Annotated in this window: 14 protein-coding genes and 1 pseudogene; 8 read left to right on the top strand and 7 right to left on the bottom strand. The window is 71.5% G+C overall.

Annotated features, from left to right (window positions below):
- Window positions 1–47: 47 nt before the first annotated feature.
- The 3 genes from disA to RV986_RS22775 form a co-directional block, all read right to left on the bottom strand.
- Window positions 48–1,172 (bottom strand): DNA integrity scanning diadenylate cyclase DisA, encoded by a 1,125-nt coding sequence (gene disA / locus RV986_RS22785; protein ID WP_475919166.1) that lies wholly within the window; start codon window positions 1,170–1,172, stop codon window positions 48–50.
- A 79-nt stretch (window positions 1,173–1,251) separates the two neighbouring features.
- Window positions 1,252–2,661: a DNA repair protein RadA gene (radA, locus tag RV986_RS22780; protein WP_475924383.1), complete on the bottom strand. Its 1,410-nt coding sequence runs from the start codon at window positions 2,659–2,661 to the stop codon at window positions 1,252–1,254.
- 152 nt (window positions 2,662–2,813) lie between these two features.
- Window positions 2,814–4,415 (bottom strand): MFS transporter, encoded by a 1,602-nt coding sequence (locus RV986_RS22775; RefSeq protein WP_475919165.1) that lies wholly within the window; start codon window positions 4,413–4,415, stop codon window positions 2,814–2,816.
- 29 nt (window positions 4,416–4,444) lie between these two features.
- On the opposite strand from RV986_RS22775, the pseudogene RV986_RS22770 reads away from it, so the two are divergent.
- Window positions 4,445–4,599 (top strand): annotated as a pseudogene (locus RV986_RS22770) (cobyrinate a,c-diamide synthase); the annotation flags it as partial.
- 52 nt (window positions 4,600–4,651) lie between these two features.
- Here RV986_RS22770 and RV986_RS22765 read toward each other — a convergent pair.
- Both RV986_RS22765 and RV986_RS22760 read right to left on the bottom strand, forming a co-directional pair.
- On the bottom strand, window positions 4,652–6,022 hold the full coding sequence (locus RV986_RS22765) for an alpha/beta hydrolase (protein WP_475919164.1): 1,371 nt from the start codon (window positions 6,020–6,022) through the stop codon (window positions 4,652–4,654).
- A 249-nt stretch (window positions 6,023–6,271) separates the two neighbouring features.
- Entirely contained in the window at window positions 6,272–7,108 is an 837-nt protein-coding gene (locus RV986_RS22760; protein ID WP_475919163.1) for a PaaX family transcriptional regulator, read from the bottom strand.
- A 205-nt stretch (window positions 7,109–7,313) separates the two neighbouring features.
- Here RV986_RS22760 and RV986_RS22755 point away from each other — a divergent pair, with 205 nt between their 5' ends.
- Window positions 7,314–9,176, top strand: coding sequence for a hypothetical protein (locus tag RV986_RS22755; protein WP_475919162.1), 1,863 nt, complete (start codon window positions 7,314–7,316; stop codon window positions 9,174–9,176).
- A gap of 158 nt (window positions 9,177–9,334) precedes the next feature.
- On the opposite strand, the gene RV986_RS22750 is transcribed toward RV986_RS22755, so the two are convergent.
- Entirely contained in the window at window positions 9,335–10,195 is an 861-nt protein-coding gene (locus tag RV986_RS22750; RefSeq protein ID WP_475919161.1) for a DUF3109 family protein, read from the bottom strand.
- Window positions 10,196–10,266: 71 nt separating this feature from the next.
- Between RV986_RS22750 and RV986_RS22745 the strand changes: the two genes are divergently transcribed.
- From RV986_RS22745 to ilvD, 4 genes are all read left to right on the top strand, one after another.
- Window positions 10,267–11,199 (top strand): Ppx/GppA family phosphatase, encoded by a 933-nt coding sequence (locus tag RV986_RS22745; protein ID WP_475919160.1) that lies wholly within the window; start codon window positions 10,267–10,269, stop codon window positions 11,197–11,199.
- Between the two features lie 119 nt (window positions 11,200–11,318).
- A complete protein-coding gene (locus RV986_RS22740) occupies window positions 11,319–12,143 on the top strand; it encodes a sugar phosphate isomerase/epimerase family protein (RefSeq protein WP_475919159.1) in 825 nt (274 codons plus the stop codon).
- Complete coding sequence (locus RV986_RS22735; protein WP_475919158.1) at window positions 12,140–12,760, top strand: TetR/AcrR family transcriptional regulator; 621 nt, start codon at window positions 12,140–12,142, stop codon at window positions 12,758–12,760. Before RV986_RS22740 ends, RV986_RS22735 begins: the two co-directional genes overlap by 4 nt.
- Window positions 12,761–12,976: 216 nt before the next feature.
- A complete protein-coding gene (gene ilvD, locus RV986_RS22730; RefSeq protein ID WP_475919157.1) occupies window positions 12,977–14,830 on the top strand; it encodes a dihydroxy-acid dehydratase in 1,854 nt (617 codons plus the stop codon).
- Window positions 14,831–15,075: 245 nt separating this feature from the next.
- Here the strand turns inward: ilvD and RV986_RS22725 are convergent, their stop codons facing one another.
- The gene (locus RV986_RS22725; RefSeq protein ID WP_475919156.1) at window positions 15,076–17,310 is read right to left on the bottom strand and encodes a serine/threonine-protein kinase; all 2,235 of its coding nucleotides are present in this window, start codon (window positions 17,308–17,310) and stop codon (window positions 15,076–15,078) included.
- Window positions 17,311–17,514: 204 nt separating this feature from the next.
- Between RV986_RS22725 and RV986_RS22720 the strand changes: the two genes are divergently transcribed.
- A complete protein-coding gene (locus RV986_RS22720; protein ID WP_475919155.1) occupies window positions 17,515–17,874 on the top strand; it encodes a hypothetical protein in 360 nt (119 codons plus the stop codon).
- 69 nt (window positions 17,875–17,943) lie between these two features.
- Window positions 17,944–18,441, top strand: a complete 498-nt coding sequence (locus tag RV986_RS22715) for an EamA/RhaT family transporter (RefSeq protein WP_475919154.1) — start codon at window positions 17,944–17,946, stop codon at window positions 18,439–18,441.
- Window positions 18,442–18,740 lie beyond the last annotated feature (299 nt).

Below are 18,740 nucleotides of genomic sequence, written 5' to 3'. Positions count from 1 at the left end.
GTCCCCCCGCTTCAGGGAGTACGTCCCCCAAGTCGGGCCGAGGGCCCTCAGACGTACCGCTCCAGGATCGACGACTCGGCCAGCCGTGACAGCCCCTCGCGCACGCTGCGCGCTCGCGCCTCGCCCACCCCGTCGACCGCCTGAAGCTCGTCGACACTCGCGGCGAGCAGCTTCTGCAGACTGCCGAAGTGTTCGACGAGCCGGTCGATGATCGCGCCGGGGAGGCGCGGGACCTTGGCGAGGAGGCGGAAGCCGCGCGGTGAGACCGCCGAGTCGAGCGCCTCGGGAGAGCCCGTGTAGCCCAGGGCTCTGGCCACCGTGGGCAGTTCGAGCAGTTCCGCGTGGCTGAGGGCGTCCAGCTCGGCGAGCGCCTCGTCGACCGTGCGGGAGCGCTTCGCGGTCGGCTCGGGCACGTAGTCCCGGACCACCAGCTCGCGCTCCGGCTCCACGCCCGCGATCAACTCGTCCAGCTGCAGCGCGAGCAGCCGTCCGTCCGTGCCCAACTCCACCACGTACTCGGCGATCTCCGTCGCGATACGCCGGACCATCTCCAGCCGCTGGGCCACCGCCGACACGTCCCGGACGGTGACCAGGTCCTCGATCTCCAGCGCGGACAGCGTGCCCGCGACCTCGTCGAGGCGGAGCTTGTAGCGCTCCAGGGTCGCGAGTGCCTGGTTGGCGCGGGAGAGGATCGCGGCGGAGTCCTCCAGGACGCGGCGCTGACCGTCGACGTACAGGGCGATCAGGCGCATCGACTGGGAGACCGAGACGACCGGGAAGGCGACCTGCTTGCTCACCCGGTCCGCGGTGCGGTGCCGGGTGCCCGTCTCCTCCGTGGGGATCGTCGGGTCGGGCACCAGCTGCACACCCGCCCGCAGGATCTTGGTGATGTCCTTGTCGATGACGATGCCGCCGTCGAGCTTGCACAGCTCGCGCAGCCGGGTCGAGGTGAACTCCACGTCCAGCACGAAGCCGCCCGTGCACATCGACTCGACGGTCTTGTCCCAGCCGAGCACGATGAGCCCGCCCGTGTTGCCGCGGAGGATCCGCTCAAGCCCGTCGCGCAGCGCCGTGCCGGGTGCCACGGCGCTCAGTGAGGCGCGCATCAGGCCATCGGCACCGGAGCTCCCGCCGGACTTTCCGGGAGCTGTTGCCCGGTCGTTGGCTGCCACTGCACTCCTCCGGTCGCGGGTTTCCGGTCGCCCCTGGGGCGTCCGAGGTTCGTACGGACGGGCGAGACCAGGGCAAAGTCTACCGGCGCTGTTCCTCGTCCCGTGGGGCCTCTCTGTGACGGGAGCGTGGAAGGACTCGCAGCGCGTCGCCCATGTCGGCGACTTCCAGGACCTTCATGCCGGGAGGGATCTTGCCCGGATCGCTCGGAACGAGGGCGTGGGTGAAGCCCAGGCGGTGGGCTTCCGCGAGGCGCCGCTGCACTCCCGTGACCCGTCTGACCTCGCCCGCGAGCCCCACTTCGCCGATCGCCACGAGGTTCTTGGGGAGCGGGGTGTCACTCGCCGCGGACGCCAGCGCGAGGGCGATCGCGAGGTCCGCGGCCGGCTCGGAGAGCTTCACGCCGCCCACCGTGGCCGAATAGATGTCCCGCTTCCCGAGAGCGGTGATCCGGCCCCGCTGCTCCAGCACCGCCAGCATCATCGAGACCCGGGAGGTCTCCAGACCGGAGGTCGTACGACGGGGGGAGGGGATCTGTGAGTCGACGGTGAGGGCCTGGACCTCCGCCACCAGTGGGCGCCGGCCCTCCAGGGTGACGGTCAGGCAGGTCCCGGGGACGGCTTCGGCACGGCGGGTGAGGAACAGGCCCGAGGGGTCGGCCAGGCCCGTGATGCCCTCGTCGTGCAGTTCGAAGCAGCCGACCTCGTCCGTGGTCCCGTACCGGTTCTTGACCCCTCGGACGAGCCTGAGGCGCGCGTGCCGGTCGCCCTCGAAGCTCAGGACCACGTCCACGAGGTGTTCGAGCAGACGGGGGCCCGCGATGGCGCCGTCCTTGGTGACATGTCCCACAAGAAGCGTGGACATGCCGCGCTCCTTGGACGCCCGGATGAGGGCCCCGGCGACCTCCCTGACCTGTGCCATGCCACCGGGGGCGCCGTCGATCTCGGGGGAGGCGATGGTCTGGACCGAGTCCAGGATGAGAAGCGACGGCTTGACGGCGTCCAAGTGGCCGAGCACGGCGGCGAGATCGGTCTCGGCGGCGAGATACAGGTGGTCGTCGATCGCCTTGATGCGGTCGGCGCGCAGCCGGACCTGGCTGGCCGACTCCTCACCCGTCACGTACAGCGTGCGGTGTTCGTCGCTCGCCGACTTCGCCGCCACGTCCAGGAGGAGCGTGGACTTGCCGACGCCGGGTTCGCCCGCGAGCAGGACGACCGCGCCGGGCACGAGACCGCCGCCGAGGACGCGGTCCAGTTCGGGTACGCCGGTGGAGCGGGCCGTGGCCTGACGGCCGTCGACCTGCCCGATCGGTACGGCGGAGGTGGTGACGCGGCCCGGAGAGGTCGTGCGGACCGCGGGTGTGCCGTACTCCTCGACCGTGCCCCATGCCTGGCACTCGGGGCAGCGGCCGAGCCACTTGGCCGTCTGCCAGCCGCACTCGGTGCAGCGGTAGGACGGACGGTCCTTCGCGGATTTCGTACGGGCAGCCATGACGGAACCGTAGCCGAGGGCACCGACAGCGCGGGGCGCGCTGTGGACGAGGACGGTGTTCCGGCATCTGATGACGTTGCTGATCACCTCGCTGATCACCCCGCCAGGGTCATCGCACGGCTACCATTCCCGCCCTGAGTACGGCGACACGATCATCCTGTCGTCGCCACCGCCGCCGCCTCTTCGTCCGTTCCGCCCGTTCCGTCCGTCCCGTTCATCCCGTCCGCGGGCTGGTTCTGCGGGCCTCCGCGCAGCGCCGGCAGTACCAGCAGTGCCGCGAACAGGGCCGCGGAGCCGCAGACCACGAAGCCGATCGAGTAGCCGTGGCCGAGCGCGTCGAGCGCGTACGAGCGGGCCGCGCCCGGTGGGGAGGCGGCCGGGACCGAGTTCAGGGCGAGCGGGCCGCCCTCCTTGAGGACCTCGTGGGCCGCGGCCTGCGAGGCCGGGGCCAGCCGTGAACCGGCCAGCGAACTCGTGACCTGGGACGCGGCCTGGCTCAGGGCGACCGCGCCGATCACGGCGGGGCCGAGCGTGAAGCCGAAGTCGCGCAGCAGGTTCGTGGAGGCGCTGGCCATGCCCGCGAGACGCACCGGAACGGTGTTCACGGCCGTCGCCGTGATCGACGACACAGTGAGCGCGAAGCCGGTGCCGACCAGGCCGAGGGGCGCGATCAACGAGGTCAGGGCACGGTCGTCGACCGCGAGCGTGGCCGCCAGGAAGTCGCCGGCCGCGATCAGCAGCAGGCCCGCCGTGAGCAGCCTGCGCGCGGAGACCCGGGCGAGGAGGCGGGAGGTGAGCGGGGTCAGGAACGGGGTGATGCCGTTGAGGAGCAGGAACGCGAAGGCCGTACGCATCGGGGTCTGGTGCTGGATCGGGCCGAGCCGGATGCTCGCCGCGTACGCCGTGCCGAGGAAGCTGAACATTCCTACGACGGCCACGATCGACGCGATCGCGAAGGAGCGGTTGCGGAACAGGTCGAGACGCAGGAGAGGTGAGGCGGCCTTGCGCTCGGCGGCGACGAACAGGGTCAGGAACGCCGCCGCGATGACGAAGGCGACGACCACCGGAGTCGAGGCCCAGCCGTCCGTCGGGCCCTGGATGACGGCGTAGAGGAGGGCGAAGAGACCGACCCCGATGGTGACCTGGCCGCCGATGTCCAGCGAACGCCCCTCCGGGGAGCGGGAATCGATGGCGAACAGGACGCTCACCAGGGCGCTGACCGCCGCGACGATCGCCACGACCACGAACGACCAGCGCCACGAACCGTAGGTTCCGGTGATGCCGCCGAGCAGCGGTGCGAGGAAGCCGCCCGCGGAGAGGCTGGACGCCCAGACGGCGATCGCGCGGGCTCGTTCGGCGTGGGAGTGCGTGCCCGCGGCGATCATCGCGAGCGAGGTCGGGAAGAGCGCCGCCGCGCCGAGGCCGGCGAGCGCCTGGCCCACCCACAGTTGGTGGACGCCCGCGCCGGTGGCCGCGACGACCTCGCCGGCGCCGAGCAGGAGCGCGCCGCCGACGAGCAGGCGCTTGCGTCCGAAGAGGTCGCCGAGGACTCCGAAGGACAGCTCCAGGACGGTGACCGGGAGGAGGAAGGCGTCCGATATCCATGTCAGTTGCGAGCCGACCGGGTGCAGATGTTCCTGGAAGAGGCCGTTGAGGGTGGCGGGGATCGCGATGCCGATCTGGGCGAGGCAGACGGCCAGACAGCCTGCGACGAGGGTGCCGAGCGGGAGGTGTGAGGAGGGGGATTTCAGCATGGGGAGTCCCTGGGGTGCGTGCCGGAACTGGGGAAACACGTGTTTCTTCGCCCCCGCCGCCCCTACCCGTCCCACCCTGGGGGCTGCCGCCCCCAGACCCCCGCATCGGCCTGAACGGCCTCGTCCTCAAACGCCGGACGGGCTGAAGGAGCGCGAGCCAGGGCTTTTAGGGGCGCGGGGAACTGCGCGACCAGCCCCCGGGGGGACGGGAACGGGTAGGGGCGGCGGGGGCGCGATCACCGGGGCGAGGTCGCGCGGCCCACGGTCAACTCGGCCGGCCGATACGGGACGTACGCCGCCCCGTCGAGCCCCAGACCGAGCGCCGCCTTCTGGAGGGCGCCCGAGGCGGCGCCGCCGTCCCAGCGGCCGGTGGCCACCCGGTGTTCGACGGCGTTCAGCGCGGCGATGGTCTCGGCCGTGGTGAAGTTGCAGTGGCCCTGACGCTCGACGTACGCCTGGCGCAGCAACGCACCGTCACCGGACGCCCGTACACGATCCGCGAACCGTTCCTCCTGCTCCACCGGTACGAGGTTGTCGGCCGTGGTGTGCACGTCGAGGAGGGGTACGCCGAGCCCCTGCCCGGCGGAGGAGGTGCGCTCCGCCGTGCGTACGGCCAAGGGGTCCGCGGTGATACCGGCCCCGTGGGTGAGGGTCTTGAGGTCCGCGTGGAGGTCGAGGCCCGCCGCTCGATACAGCGCGCGGACCTGCGGGGCGTGGACGGAGCGGGCCGGCAGAAGGGTGTAGTCGACGCCCTCGTTCCAGGAGTTGTTGCCGCCGACCGACTGTTCGACGGCGTAGCGTCCGCCCTCGACGAAGGACAGCAGGCCCTGGGCCAGCCATACGTACTGCTGCTCCTCCTGCCCCGCCCAGTCGTCGGCGGCGGGGCGGTCCTGGCCGGGGGCCCACGCCGGGAGGTTGAGCAAGGCGGCGGCAAGGGCGACGCGGGCCCGGCCCGAAGGAGTGGCCTGGGCGGCGGTGACGGCCGCGGTGAGGCGGTCCGCGGTGGCCGCCGCCTCGGTGGCCGAGGCGAAGTTCACCAGCTTCAGGTCCTCAGCGGGCAGCAACAGGCGGGCGATCGCGTACTCGGCGTCCAGTTGGTAGTTGTCCAGGTCGGTGCCGCCCGCGACCAGTCCGCACAGGCCGAGCGCGCCGTCGACGCGGCCCGCGCCGTCCCGGGCGATTTGAGCGTTGACGAGACCGCCCATGGACTGGCCGACGGCGTATGTGCGCCGGGGCTCGCCGATCTCCCCCTTGACGGCGTCGAGCGTGGCGAACTGGTCGCGCTCCGCGCTCTGGAGGGCCCACATGGACCCCTTCGGGTCGTACGAGGACCCGGCCAGCGCGTATCCCTGCGCGAGCAGTTCGGTTCGGACGGCGGGTGAGGGCGCGTCCTGGGCGACGGTCGGGCCGAAACCGTGGCTGAACAGCAGCAGCGTGCCGTTCCAGTCCGCCGGTACGTCGGCGATCCAGGTCGCGCCATCGGTGAGGGTGCCGGTCAGGTGCCGGGGGTCCACCGCGTCCGCGTGGGCCGCGGGGGCGGTGACGGAGAGGACGACAGCGGCGCCCAGAGCGGCTGTCGTACGGGCCAGGCGGGTGCGTGCGGGCATGTCCAGGGGCTTCGATCTGTGGGGGGAACGGGGAGCTCTGTGTGCGAATGCTCAGTGCACTGAACGCCACGGAATGTAGGGCGGCTATCTGACTGCCGTCAACGGAATGCACAACATCGGTTGAGGGGAGGGGCGGTTGTGAGCCACGGGAGGGCCGATGAGGGGGAAGTGCGAAGGGCGGGGAGTACGGGGAGTGCGGGGGCGTGGGGGTGTGGAGGTGAAAGGTGCCGTACGGGAAGGGGGGGCGGCCTACGCCTCCGTCGGCACCGTCTCCAGTACGCGCCGTGCCGTTTCCCGGGCGGGGCCGTCCAGGCGTGCGTGCACCGCACGGAATGTCTCCTCCGCCGAGCCCGCGGGCCAGTCGGCGGGCAGGTGCTGCACGGGCAGCCGCGGGTCACCTCGGATGACGTCCAGCCACTCGGTCGCGAGCCGCAGCCGCTGCGCGAGGGCGTCCTCCCCGGTGGCGGGGGTCTCGGCGCCCGCCCGCCCCCGGAGCGGGCGCCACGCGGCGTCGAACGCCTGGTAGCGGTTGGCGAGTTCGGCGAGATCCCAGGTGTCGTTGATCATCTCGGCGATGTCCATGCCGAGGTCCGCCCGCGCGCGGAACACCTTGACGTGCGCGGACAGCCCGAGCTCCGCGACGATCCCGGAGACGTCGACCTCACCGGGCGCGATCCAGAGGCCGCTGAACAGTGGCCCGAAACCGGCCCAGGTGAGCTGTGAGCGCAGATCGTGCCGCTGGCGCTGCCACGACTCGGGCAGTGAGAAGCCGAGCAGCGACCAGGTGCCGTCCCAGTCGCGGTTGACCGCTCCGGACTTCCAGATCCGCTGCTCGCCGTCGCGCAGGATCGCCTCGGAGCGATCGGTGAGCCCGAAGTACATCCGACGGCCCTCGCGGCGGCGGCGCAGCAGTCCGCGGTTCACCATCCGGGTCAGGGTCGAGCGGGTGGCGTGCTCGCCGACCCCGGCCCGCGCGAACACCTCGATGACGCTCCCCGAGTACACGCACACGCCCCGGCCCAGTACCTGGTCGCTGAGGAAGGTCAGCATCAGGGACTGCGGGCGCGGGGCGTTGTCGGTGGCCACGGGGGTACGGTACGACGCCCGGTGGGCGCCGGGGGAGCGGCGGCCGCTCCGCATATGCCATCGACTGCCGTTGCCGCCTGTGACGGTGTGGGCCATGGAATCGGACGTTCCTGTCCCCTTATGAGGGATCGTTTCACCCGTACGGATTAAATGTGCTCAAGGGGGAAGAAGGGGCCACCTCGGGGCACCTACGGTCGCACGGGTGATGAGCAGCAGTCCGGAGACCTCCATGCACACCACCGGCGCATACCGGGCGCACGGAGACGCGCGCAAGCGGGTGGCCGCGCCACGGGGCGCGAGCACCCGCACCCTGGCTCAGCGCCCTCCCGCGCGCTACGAGCCCTACCTGGACGGCCTGTTCACCTACTGCCTGTCCGTGCTGTGCGACCACGACGCGGCCGTCGCCGCGCTCGGGGACGCCCTCGCCCTGGCCGAGCGCCGCGGGCCGCGCGGGCCGCGTGGGCCGGAGGCCGCGGACGACCGCAGGGCCTGGCTGTACGCGCTGGCCCGCTGGTCCTGTCTGTGCAAACTCACCGAGGCCCGGCGCAGGCGTCAGGCGGCGCACGCCTCCGGTCGCCGTACGCCCCCGAAAGGCCACAGAGCCGCCCTCAAAGGCCACCAGGAGGCCTCCGATCGGCGCGCGGCCGAAGCGCTGAGCGCTCCCACATCCGCTCCTGTCTCCGCTCCCACCTCCGCCCCCACCTCCGCCTCCGCCTCTGTCTCCGGCTCCGCCTCTGTCTCCGGCTCCGCCCCAGGCTTCGAGGAGGCCCAGGCCCAGCGGCAGCGCGAACTCGCCCTGCTGGCCTGGCCGGAGGCCGCCGGCGCCACCCCCGAGCAGCGCGAAGCGCTCGAACTCGCCGTACGCCACCAACTCGCCGCCCCCGAGGTCGCCGCCGTCCTCGGCCTGGACCTCGCCAAGGCGCGCGAACTGCTCGCCACCGCCGCCTGCGAGGTCGAACGCACCCGTGCCGCCCTCGCCGTCGTGGAGACCGGCACCTGCCCGAGCGTCGCCCGCCTCACCGGCGACAACCAGCTCGTCCTGAGCACCACCCTGCGCCGCGAACTCGTCCGGCACGTCGACGACTGTCCGCGCTGCCGCCGTACCGCCGAGCGCGCGGTCCCCGGCACCTGGCCCGGCACCAGCGTCACGCCCGCCGCGCTCCCCGTCCTGCAGGCCCCGCGCGCGGCCCTGCACATCGCGATGGCACACGTCCCGCGCGCGCGGGGCACCGCTCCACGCTTCGACCGGCGCGGCTTCCCGATGGACCCCAAGGACCACGCCGCCCGCAGGGACCGGCTACGCGCGCGTGCCGTCACGACCACGGTGGTCGCCACCGTCATCGCCGCACCCGTACTCGCCCTCTGGGCGGCCTACCGCGGCGCACCCCTGACCGGCGAGGGCGCCGACGGACACTCGGTCACCGCGAGCGAGGCACAGGGCCAGGACGGCATCGACGGCGAAGAGGCGGGCGGCTACCAGAACGCGGGCAACGCGGGCGTCAAACCCGGCACCCGCTTCACCAAGAGCGGCCGCTCGCCCGACGTCTCGGTGGAGGTCATCAGCACCCCCGGTACGGGACACGGCGCCGGACACCTCTCGGTACGGGCCACCGGCAGCGGCGACACGACCCTCGTCACGCTGTCCGCGTCCGGGAGTTCACCAGTGCGCTGGTCCGCGGACACGGGGGCGTCGTGGCTCTACTTCAGCCGGTCCTCGGGAACGCTCGCCCCGGGCGAATCGTTCACGATCAAGGTGTACGTCGATCATCTTCGCGAGCCGGTGGGCCCCTGGGGCGCGCGGGTGTCGATCGCGCCGGCGGGGGCGGTGGTCACGATCGAGGGGTATGGAAACGCGGGTCCGTCCGCCCCGGTCGGCTCCGACCCCGGCCCGACCCCGCCCGGAAACCCCCCACCGTCAACCCCCGACCCCACCCCGACCCCCTCCGACCCCAGCCCGACGCCCAGCGACCCCCGGCCGACCCCCACATACCCGTCGCCCCCGGCCGACCCGGGCGGCTCGACACCCCCGCCCAGCGACAGCACCGACCCGAGCAGCCCGCCCTCGTAGCACCGAGAGCAGGGCCACGCGGTGGTGGCCGGTCAGCAACAGGGCCACGCGGTGGTGGCCGGGCGGAAGCAGGGCCACGCGGTGGTGGCCGGGCGGAAGCAGGGCCACGCGGTGGTGGCCGGGCGGAAGCAGGGCCACGCGGTGGTGGCCGGAAGGTCTCAGGCGACCGGGTCCGCCGGGTGCGGTGCCAGCAACGGCAGCTGCGAGGCCAGCCGCTCCTCGCAGAGCTCGACCAGCCGGTCGTACCCCGCCTTGCCCATCAGCTCGACCAGCTCCGGGCGGTACGAGACGTACACCGGGTCGCCCGCGCCGTGCGCCGAGGTCGCCGATGTGCACCACCAGTGCAGGTCGTGGCCGCCCGGACCCCAGCCCCGGCGGTCGTACTCACCGATCGAGACCTGCAGCACACGTGTGTCGTCGGGCCGGTCGATCCACTCGTACGTCCGGCGCACCGGCAGCTGCCAGCAGACGTCCGGCTTGGTCTCCAGGGGCTCGCGCCCCTCCTTGACCGCCAGGATGTGCAGCGAGCAGCCCGCGCCGCCGGCGAAACCGGGCCGGTTCTGGAAGATGCAGGACCCCTGGTACGGCCGTGTCTGCCGCTCGCCGTCCTCGTCCTGCGACACCCAGCCGGTCTTCAGCCCCACGTCATGGTGCTGCCAGAGGTCCGGCGTGAGCCGCGCCACGTGCTCGGCCACCCGCTTCTCGTCGTCCTCGTCGGAGAAGTGGGCCCCGAGCGTGCAGCAGCCGTCGTCGGCGCGACCGGCCTGGATGCCCTGGCAGCCGCTTCCGAAGATGCAGTTCCAGCGAGAGGTCAGCCATGTCAGATCGCACCGGAAGACCTGCTCGTCATCGGCGGGATCCGGAAATTCCACCCATGCGCGAGCGAAGTCGAGTCCCTTCTCGTCCGACACGCCGGCCTTCTTCGGAGACGTCGTCGGTGACTTCTTGGACACGGAGGCCTTCGCCTGCGAAGAACCCTTGGCCGATTTGTCGGGCTTCGCCTTTTTCGTCTTTGGCACCCGTCCAGGGTAAGTCGCCGGGGGCCGCTCCGGGGACGGTCGGCGGCCGTACGCGCAGTAGCGTTCCGTACATGAGACTCGGTGTCCTCGACGTGGGTTCGAACACGGTGCATCTGCTGGTGGTGGATGCACACCCCGGCGCGCGCCCGCTGCCCGCGCACTCGCACAAGGCCGAATTGCGGCTCGCCCAATTGCTCGACGAGAGCGGGGCGATCGGCCCCGAGGGCGTCGACAAACTGATCGAGACGGTCCAGGACGCGCTGGAGGCAGCCGAGGACAAGGGCGTCGAGTCCCTGCTGCCGTTCGCGACCTCCGCCGTGCGCGAGGCGGACAACGCCGATGACGTACTGGCCCGGGTACAGGCCGAGACCGGGGTCGAGCTGCAGGTCCTGACCGGCGCGGAGGAGGCCCGGCTGACCTTCCTGGCCGCGCGCCGCTGGTTCGGCTGGTCGGCGGGGAAACTCCTGGTCCTCGACATCGGCGGCGGCTCGCTGGAGATCGCGTACGGCATGGACGAGGAACCGGACGCGGCGGTGTCGCTGCCGCTGGGCGCGGGCCGGCTGACCGCGGGCTGGCTGCCGACCGACCCGGCCTCCCCGGCGGAGATCAGGACGCTGCGCCGCCATGTCCGGGCACAGATCGCCCGTACCGTCGGAGAGTTCAGCCGCTTCGGCGCCCCCGATCACGTGGTCGCCACCTCCAAGACCTTCAAGCAGCTCGCCCGGCTGGCCGGCGCGGCCCGCTCCACGGAGGGCCTGTACGTCCAGCGCGAGCTCAAGCGCCGCACCCTGGAGGAGTGGGTTCCCCGCCTCGCCGCCATGACCGCCGAAGAGCGCGGCGCACTCCCCGGTGTGTCCCCCGGCCGCGCCGGCCAACTCCTCGCGGGCGCCCTGGTCGCCGAGGGCGCCATGGACCTCTTCGCCGTGGAAACCTTGGAAATCTGCCCCTGGGCCCTCCGGGAGGGCGTCATCCTGCGCCGCCTGGACCAGATGGAATCGGAGTGACCGAGTAACCCGACGCCCCGTGTGCCGCGCCCCGAAAAGGGGCGCGGGGAACCGTGTGACCAGCCCCACCCAACCCCCACCGCCCCCCGCCCAACCGCCGGAGCCTTACGCTGTCCCTCGTGGCAGAACCAGTCGTGCGCATCCCGGATGCGAAGGTCGCGCTGTCCACGGCGTCCGTGTATCCGGAGTCGACGGCGACGGCCTTCGAGATCGCCGCACGCCTCGGCTACGACGGCGTGGAGGTCATGGTCTGGACCGATCCGGTCAGCCAGGACATCGAAGCCCTGCGCCGGCTCAGCGACTACCACCGGATCCCGATCCTCGCCGTCCACGCCCCCTGTCTGCTGATCACCCAGCGCGTCTGGTCCACCGATCCCTGGGCCAAGCTCCAGCGCGCCCAGGCGGCGGCGGAGAAGCTGGGAGCGTCGACGGTCGTCGTCCACCCCCCCTTCCGCTGGCAGCGCCAGTACGTGCGTGACTTCGTCACCGGGATCTGGCGGATGGCCAACGAGACGGACGTCCGGTTCGCCGTCGAAAACATGTACCCCTGGCGTTACCGCGACCGCGAGATGCTCGCGTACGCCCCCGACTGGGACGTGACGAAGGACGACTACCGGCATTTCACGATCGACCTCAGCCACACCTCGACCGCCCGCACCGACGCCCTGCACATGATCGACCGCATGGGCGACCGCCTCGGCCACGTCCACCTCGCCGACGGCAACGGCTCCAACAAGGACGAGCACCTGGTCCCGGGCCGCGGCACCCAGCCCTGCGCCGAACTGCTGGAGCGCCTCGCCCTCTCCGGCTTCGACGGCCATGTCGTCATCGAGGTCAACACCCGCCGCGCGATGTCCAGCGCCGAACGCGAGGCGGACCTGGCGGAGGCCCTGGCCTTCACCCGCCTGCACCTCGCCTCCGCGGTGAAGGTGCCCCGCCGGTGACGGACGCCGCCGCCCCCCGCCGCGGCCGGGGACGCCCCACCCGTACGCAGTCGGAGGCGGCCCCCGCCACCCGCGACCGCATCCTGGAGGCGGCCCGCGAGGAGTTCTCCGAGCGCGGCTACGAGAAGACCTCGGTGCGCGCCATCGCCAAGGCCGCCGGTGTGGACTCGGCCCTCGTGCACCACTACTTCGGCACCAAGGAACAGGTCTTCGAGGCGGCCATCGAGGTCGCCTTCGCCCCCGCCCTGGCCGCGTCGACCGCGGTCGAGGACGGTCCCCTGGACGCTGTCGGCGAGCGCCTGACCCGCTTCCTCTTCGGCATCTGGGAGAACCCCGCCACCCGGACCCCGCTGCTCGCGATCGTCCGTTCCGCCGTGAACAACGAGACAGCGGCCGCCGTCTTCCGCCGCCTGGTCGCAGCCCAGCTGCTGCGCCGTGTCGCGGGCCGGGTCGACCTCCCCGACGCGGAACTCCGCGCCGAGCTGGCGGCGGCCCAGCTGGTGGGCGTGGCGATACTCCGCTACGTCATCAAGATCGAGCCGCTGGCCTCGGCGGACGTGGAACGCATCGTCGAGCGAGTCGCCCCGGTGGTGCAGGGCCACTTGACAGCCCCGTGAGCCGAGCGCCCCTTGAAGGGCGCGGGGCTGTGACATTGCGCGGCTCCGCCGCGTGGGCGCGCTCAGCCGCATCGGACCCGCCCCCACCCACCGAGAACAGCCCTCCGGTACTCGGCCACCGAGACATGCATCCCGCATTCCGGACGCCCCGTCCGAATCCTGGCGCACGGGCGTAGGCTCGACCTCAGTCATTACTCTCCGAAGGAGCGAGCGACGATGCCCGAGCTGAGGTCCCGCACAGTCACCCACGGTCGCAACATGGCGGGCGCACGCGCCCTTATGCGCGCCTCCGGTGTACCGGGTGCGGACATCGGACGGAAGCCGATCATCGCGGTCGCCAACTCCTTCACGGAGTTCGTGCCGGGCCACACCCATCTGCAGCCGGTCGGCCGCATCGTCAGCGAGGCGATCACGGCCGCCGGGGGCATCGCGCGCGAGTTCAACACGATCGCGGTCGACGACGGCATCGCGATGGGCCACGGCGGCATGCTGTACTCCCTGCCCTCCCGCGACCTGATCGCGGACTCGGTGGAGTACATGGTCGAGGCGCACTGCGCCGACGCCCTGATCTGCATCTCGAACTGCGACAAGATCACCCCCGGCATGCTCATGGCGGCCCTGCGCCTGAACATCCCGACGGTCTTCGTCTCCGGCGGCCCCATGGAGTCCGGCCGCGCCACACTGGTCGACGGCACGGTCCGTACGCTCGACCTGGTCGACGCGATCTCCGACGCCGTGAACGACAAGATCTCGGACGAGGACATCCTCCGTATCGAGGAGAACGCCTGTCCGACCTGCGGCTCCTGCTCGGGCATGTTCACCGCCAACTCGATGAACTGCCTGACCGAGGCCATCGGCCTGTCCCTCCCCGGCAACGGCTCGGTCCTCGCCACCCACACGGCCCGCAAGGGCCTGTACGAGGACGCGGCCCGCACGGTCGTCGACATCACGCGTCGCTACTACGACCAGGACGACGAGTCGGTCCTGCCCCGCAACATCGCTACGCACGCCGCGTTCGAGAACGCCATGGCCCTCGACATCGCCATGGGTGGCTCCACCAACACGATCCTGCACCTGCTGGCCGCGGCCCAGGAGGCGGGCGTTCCCTTCGGCCTGGACGAGATCAACGAGGTCTCGCGCCGTGTGCCGTGCCTCGCCAAGGTCGCCCCGAACGTGGCCAAGGACCGCACGTACTACATGGAGGACGTGCACCGCGCCGGCGGCATCCCCGCCCTGCTGGGCGAACTGCACCGCGCGGGCCTGCTCAACGAGGACGTCCACTCGGTCCACAGCCCGTCCCTCTCCGACTGGCTGAAGACGTGGGACGTGCGCGCCGGTTCCCCGTCTCCCGAGGCGATCGAGCTGTGGCACGCGGCCCCCGGCTGCGTCCGCTCCTCCGAGGCCTTCTCCCAGTCCGAGCGCTGGGAGGCCCTCGACGAGGACGCCGAGAACGGCTGCATCCGCTCCGCCGAGCACGCCTACTCCCAGGACGGCGGCCTCGCGGTCCTCAAGGGCAACCTGGCGGTCGACGGCTGCGTCGTGAAGACGGCGGGCGTCGACGAGTCCATCTGGACCTTCGAGGGTCCGGCGGTCGTCTGCGAGTCGCAGGAGGAGGCCGTCGACAAGATCCTCCGCAAGGAGATCACCCACGGCGACGTCGTGGTCATCCGCTACGAGGGCCCCAAGGGCGGCCCGGGTATGCAGGAGATGCTCTACCCGACGTCCTTCCTCAAGGGCCGTGGCCTCGGCAAGACCTGCGCGCTGATCACCGACGGCCGCTTCTCCGGTGGCACGTCCGGCCTGTCCATCGGCCACGCCTCCCCGGAGGCCGCCTCCGGCGGCACCATCGCCCTGGTCCAGGACGGCGACCGTATCCGCATCGACATCCCGAACCGCACCATCGAACTCCTGGTCTCCGACGAGGAACTGGCCACCCGTCGCGAGGCTCTGAACGGCGTCTACGCCCCCGCGGCCCGCGACCGCAAGGTCTCCGCCGCCCTCCGCGCCTACGCCGCGATGGCGACGAGCGCGGACAAGGGCGCGGTGCGAGACGTCTCGCAGCTCGGCTGACGATCACGTTCGGCGGGTGAAGGGGCCGCTCCCCAGGGGATGCTGTTGGCCAACCCGGTCGGCCACGTCGGCTCCGCGGCATGTGTGCCGGAAACCGTGAGCACTAGATCGGTCTAGTGCTCACGGCTTCCGGGGAGAGTGGTCCCCGCGGTGGATTTGCCAACAGCATCCTCAGAGGAGCGGCCCCTTCACCTGTCACAGCATCAGAGCAGTAGAGCGTCAGAGCAGTAGACCAGCGGCACGGCTCACCAGGCCGACGGATCGTCCGACGCCACCGCGAACACGGTCCCGTCGGGCGCACCCGCGTACACATGGCCATCCGCGACCAGCGGTGTCGGCAGCGCGGACGGCACCCGGTCCGACTGCGCTCCGAGCCGCGTCCGGGTCTGCCCGACGAGCTTCCCCCGGGCCGCGTCCACGGCGAGCAGCCGTCCGTCCGCCGCGGTGAAGTAGACGTGTCCGGCGTCGGCGACGGGTGTCGAGCCCTGGCTCACCGACGTCTCCAGGCGCCAGCGCTGCTCCCGCGCGTCCATGTCGACGGCCACCAGTGCGCCGAGGGTGCCCACCAGATACACGGTGTCGCCACGGACGGCTGCCTGAGCCTGGGGCACCGCCACGGCCAGCTCGAACCGGTGCGAGACGCTGCTCCCGGGGTCGTACTGAACCAGGGCCTCGGTCTCGGTGCTCTTGTTCACGGACGTGAAGAGAACGGTGCCCCGCCAGGTGCCGACCGGATACAGCGTGCCCTTCAGACGGGCGCTCCACCGTACGTCCCCGGTCTCCGGGTCCACCGCGGACACCCGTGTACGCGATCCGTCGTTCGTCGTGCTCATGGCGTAGGCGAGGCCGTCCCCGGCGAACGCGGCGAGGTTGGGCGAGGCCTGGTCCGGCACCCGGCGGGTCCAAAGGGTCTTGCCCGAAGAGCCGTCCACCCCGATGAGCGTCCCGTCGGCACGGGTGAGGAGCACCGTGCCACCCGCGTGCTGCAACCGGCTGTACGCCGAGAGGTCCATCGTCCAGCGCCGCGTGCCGGAGGCAGGATCGAGCGCCTCCAGCAGCCGGCCGGCATGTGTCACGGCATGCACCAGCCCGCCCGACATGACGGGTACCCCACCCGGAAGGCTCCGCTCGGTGGAAGCGTGCCGCCACAGCACCCTGCCGTCGACCGGGTCGAGGGCGGAGACCAGCCCGGGCTGGGCGCAGAACAACTTCCCGCCGCCGTACGAGCACTGCGGCGTCCCACTCTCCCCCGCCGCGGGCTTTGTGTCCCACCCGCTGAAACCTGCCGGCGCGGACCGGGTCCGATGGTCCTGGGGAGCGGTGCCACCGCGGTCGTCCTGCCCCAGTAACTGGGTCGTCGTCAGCGTCCCGCCGGCGGTCAGGACAAGAGCCCCGGCGGCGAGGGCGATGCGCTTGCGCACCCGGCTCCCGGGCCGTCGCGCGGCCGAAGCGACCTCCACACCGCCGGGCGCGGGCGCCTCGGAGGGCGTGAGCGATACCTCGCGCGCCCCCTCGCCCGCTCCTCCGCCCTTTCCCGCACTTCCGTCCTGACCTTCGTCCTCTGCCTCTGCCTCTGCCTCTCCTTCGCCTTCGCCCTCTCCCTCGGGCTGGGAGGTGCGCTGGGTGGGGATGAACGCCTGGGTGTCGTACGAGGCCGCCACCGAGCGCAGCTCCCGCATCAGCTCGTCGGGGGTCGGCCGGTCCTCGGGTTCCTTGGCGAGACAGCGCGTGATGAGCGGTGCGAGGTTCCCGGGCACATCGGTCAAGTCCGGCTCGTCGTGCACGACTTGATAGGCGACGATGTACGGGCTGTCCGAATCGAAGGGACCGCTCCCCGTCGCCGCGTGCACCACCACCGAGCCCAGGGCGAAGATGTCGGCGGCGGGTCCCACCTCACGCGGGCGGCGGAACTGCTCGGGCGCCATGAAGGGCGGTGTCCCGATCAACTTGCCCGTTTCGGTGCGCAGTTCGCTGTCCGACGGCCGGGAGATGCCGAAGTCGATGACTTTGGGGCCGTCCTCGGCGAGCAGGACGTTACTGGGCTTGAGATCCCGGTGTACGACTCCCACCCGATGGATGTCGCGCAGCGCCTCGGCCAGTCCGGCCATCATCCGACGCAGCTGGGAGGCAGGCATGGGGCCGTTCCGCTTCACCTGCTCGGCGAGGGTCGGGCCCGGTATGAACAGGGTCGCCATCCACGGACGCTCGGCCTCCGAGTCCGCATCGACCACGGGCGCGGTGAACGCTCCGCTGACCCGCCGCGCGGCGGCGACCTCCTGCCGGAACCGCCCCCTGAACTCGGGATCCTTGGCGAACTCGGCATGTACGACCTTCACGGCGAGCCGCAGCCCCGAGCCGCTGCGGGCCAGATGGACAACGCCCATACCGCCGGACCCGAGGCGCTCCTCAAGGCGGTACTGCCCCGCGTACTCGGGAAGTTCCGCTTCCGGACCCGCTCCGGTGTTCCGCTGTGGCGCCATGGACCCACCCCCGTGCTGTTCGTTCGCACGCGCGACGCACGGAGCCTAGTCGATTCCTCGTACGAGACCGAGGCGGCTTGCTAGCCTCCGCGTGCGGCAGGCGTACACATGCATGTGTACGCGTTCCGCAAGTCCACCAGATCCACCACATCGAACAGATCCAACAGATCAAACAAATCCAAGAATTCAACGGGGGAGGCCTCCATGGCTGTTGAGGGCATCGAAGGCAGCGACATCAAGGAGCGTGCCGAGGAAGCGACGTCCACGGCGACGTCGACGACGGTGAACGCGAACGCGAACGTGGCCGCCGCACAACAGACGACCTACCCGCTCGCACCCGGCTACGCCGTGAACGTCCGCAGCGGCCCCGGCACCAGCTACAGCGTCGTGCGTGTTCTGCCCGAGGGCTCACACGTATCGATCTTCTGTCAGCGCCCGGGCTCATCCGTGAGCGGTCCGTACGGCACCACGAGCATCTGGGACAACATCGCCAGCGGCGAATACGTCTCGGACGCCTATGTGAAGACCGGCAGCGACGGCTACGTGGCTCCGCACTGCGCCTGACGAACGCGAACAATCGCACAGGGCACAGGGGCCAGGGGCCCCGCGGCGGACCGGAGCGATAATCGTCGAGTGAGCGACGAGAACGAAACCGGCACCGGCACCCCCGCGGGACCCCGGCCCGAACCCCTGCGTTTCTTCGGGACGACCTGGGTGGAGCACGACGGCGGCTACACCACCCGCCGCATCGGCGTGGCCGTCGGCTCACTCGCCGCGGCGGTGGCCGCCTGCGTCGTGCTCCGCTTCGCCTACCAGGGCCTCGCGATCGCCGACGTGGGCAGACCTGTGACGGTCCTGGTCGTGGTGATGTTCGTGGTGTGCAGCGCGCTCGCGTTCCGTAACACCTGGGACGCCTTCGCCAAGCGCCCCGACCCCGCCCGCCAGGCCTCCCTCCGCGGCCTCCTCGCGATCGGCTTCATCGGCTCCCTCCTCGCCTACTCCTTCCGCACCCTCACCGAGGCCCCGGGCGAGAAGCTCGCCCGCGAGGAGTACGAAGCGGCCCGCCGAGACTACGAACGCCGCACCACCCGCCGCACAGGCAACCCAGCAAAAAAACGCCGCCACCCCTGACAACCACAACCACAACCAACACCCCACCCACCCCGGCCCACACCCCTCAGCCCGTCGGGCACGTGGACCGAGCCCGCATCTCACCGACTTCGGCCCGGACCATTCAGCCTGTCAGTCGTGTGGGCTGCGGCGGGCCCGCACCCACCCACCCCCGCTCACCCACCCACCCCCGGCGAGCACCCTCCAGCCCGTCCGGCGCTTGAGGACAAGGCCGTTCAGGCCGATCTCGGGGGTCTGGGGGCGGAGCCCCCAGGTTGGGGATGATGGGGGTCCCCTGCTCGAGCGAAGCCGAGAGCTTG

It is taken from the genome of Streptomyces sp. RLA012 (assembly GCF_056270325.1).
The sequence above is the reverse complement of the archived record's forward strand: the minus strand, read 5'-3'. Positions and strand labels throughout refer to the sequence as shown.

Bases quoted from the DNA above. Each gene is read 5' to 3' on its own strand.
- RV986_RS22745 (WP_475919160.1), top strand. From the start codon at position 10,267: ATGAGACTCGGTGTCCTCGACGTGGGTTCGAACACGGTGCATCTGCTG.
- RV986_RS22720 (WP_475919155.1), top strand. From the start codon at position 17,515: ATGGCTGTTGAGGGCATCGAAGGCAGCGACATCAAGGAGCGTGCCGAG.
- RV986_RS22765 (WP_475919164.1), bottom strand. From the start codon at position 6,022: ATGCCCGCACGCACCCGCCTGGCCCGTACGACAGCCGCTCTGGGCGCC.
- RV986_RS22725 (WP_475919156.1), bottom strand. From the start codon at position 17,310: ATGGCGCCACAGCGGAACACCGGAGCGGGTCCGGAAGCGGAACTTCCC.
- ilvD (WP_475919157.1), top strand. From the start codon at position 12,977: ATGCCCGAGCTGAGGTCCCGCACAGTCACCCACGGTCGCAACATGGCG.
- RV986_RS22755 (WP_475919162.1), top strand. From the start codon at position 7,314: ATGAGCAGCAGTCCGGAGACCTCCATGCACACCACCGGCGCATACCGG.
- radA (WP_475924383.1), bottom strand. From the start codon at position 2,661: ATGGCTGCCCGTACGAAATCCGCGAAGGACCGTCCGTCCTACCGCTGC.
- RV986_RS22775 (WP_475919165.1), bottom strand. From the start codon at position 4,415: ATGCTGAAATCCCCCTCCTCACACCTCCCGCTCGGCACCCTCGTCGCA.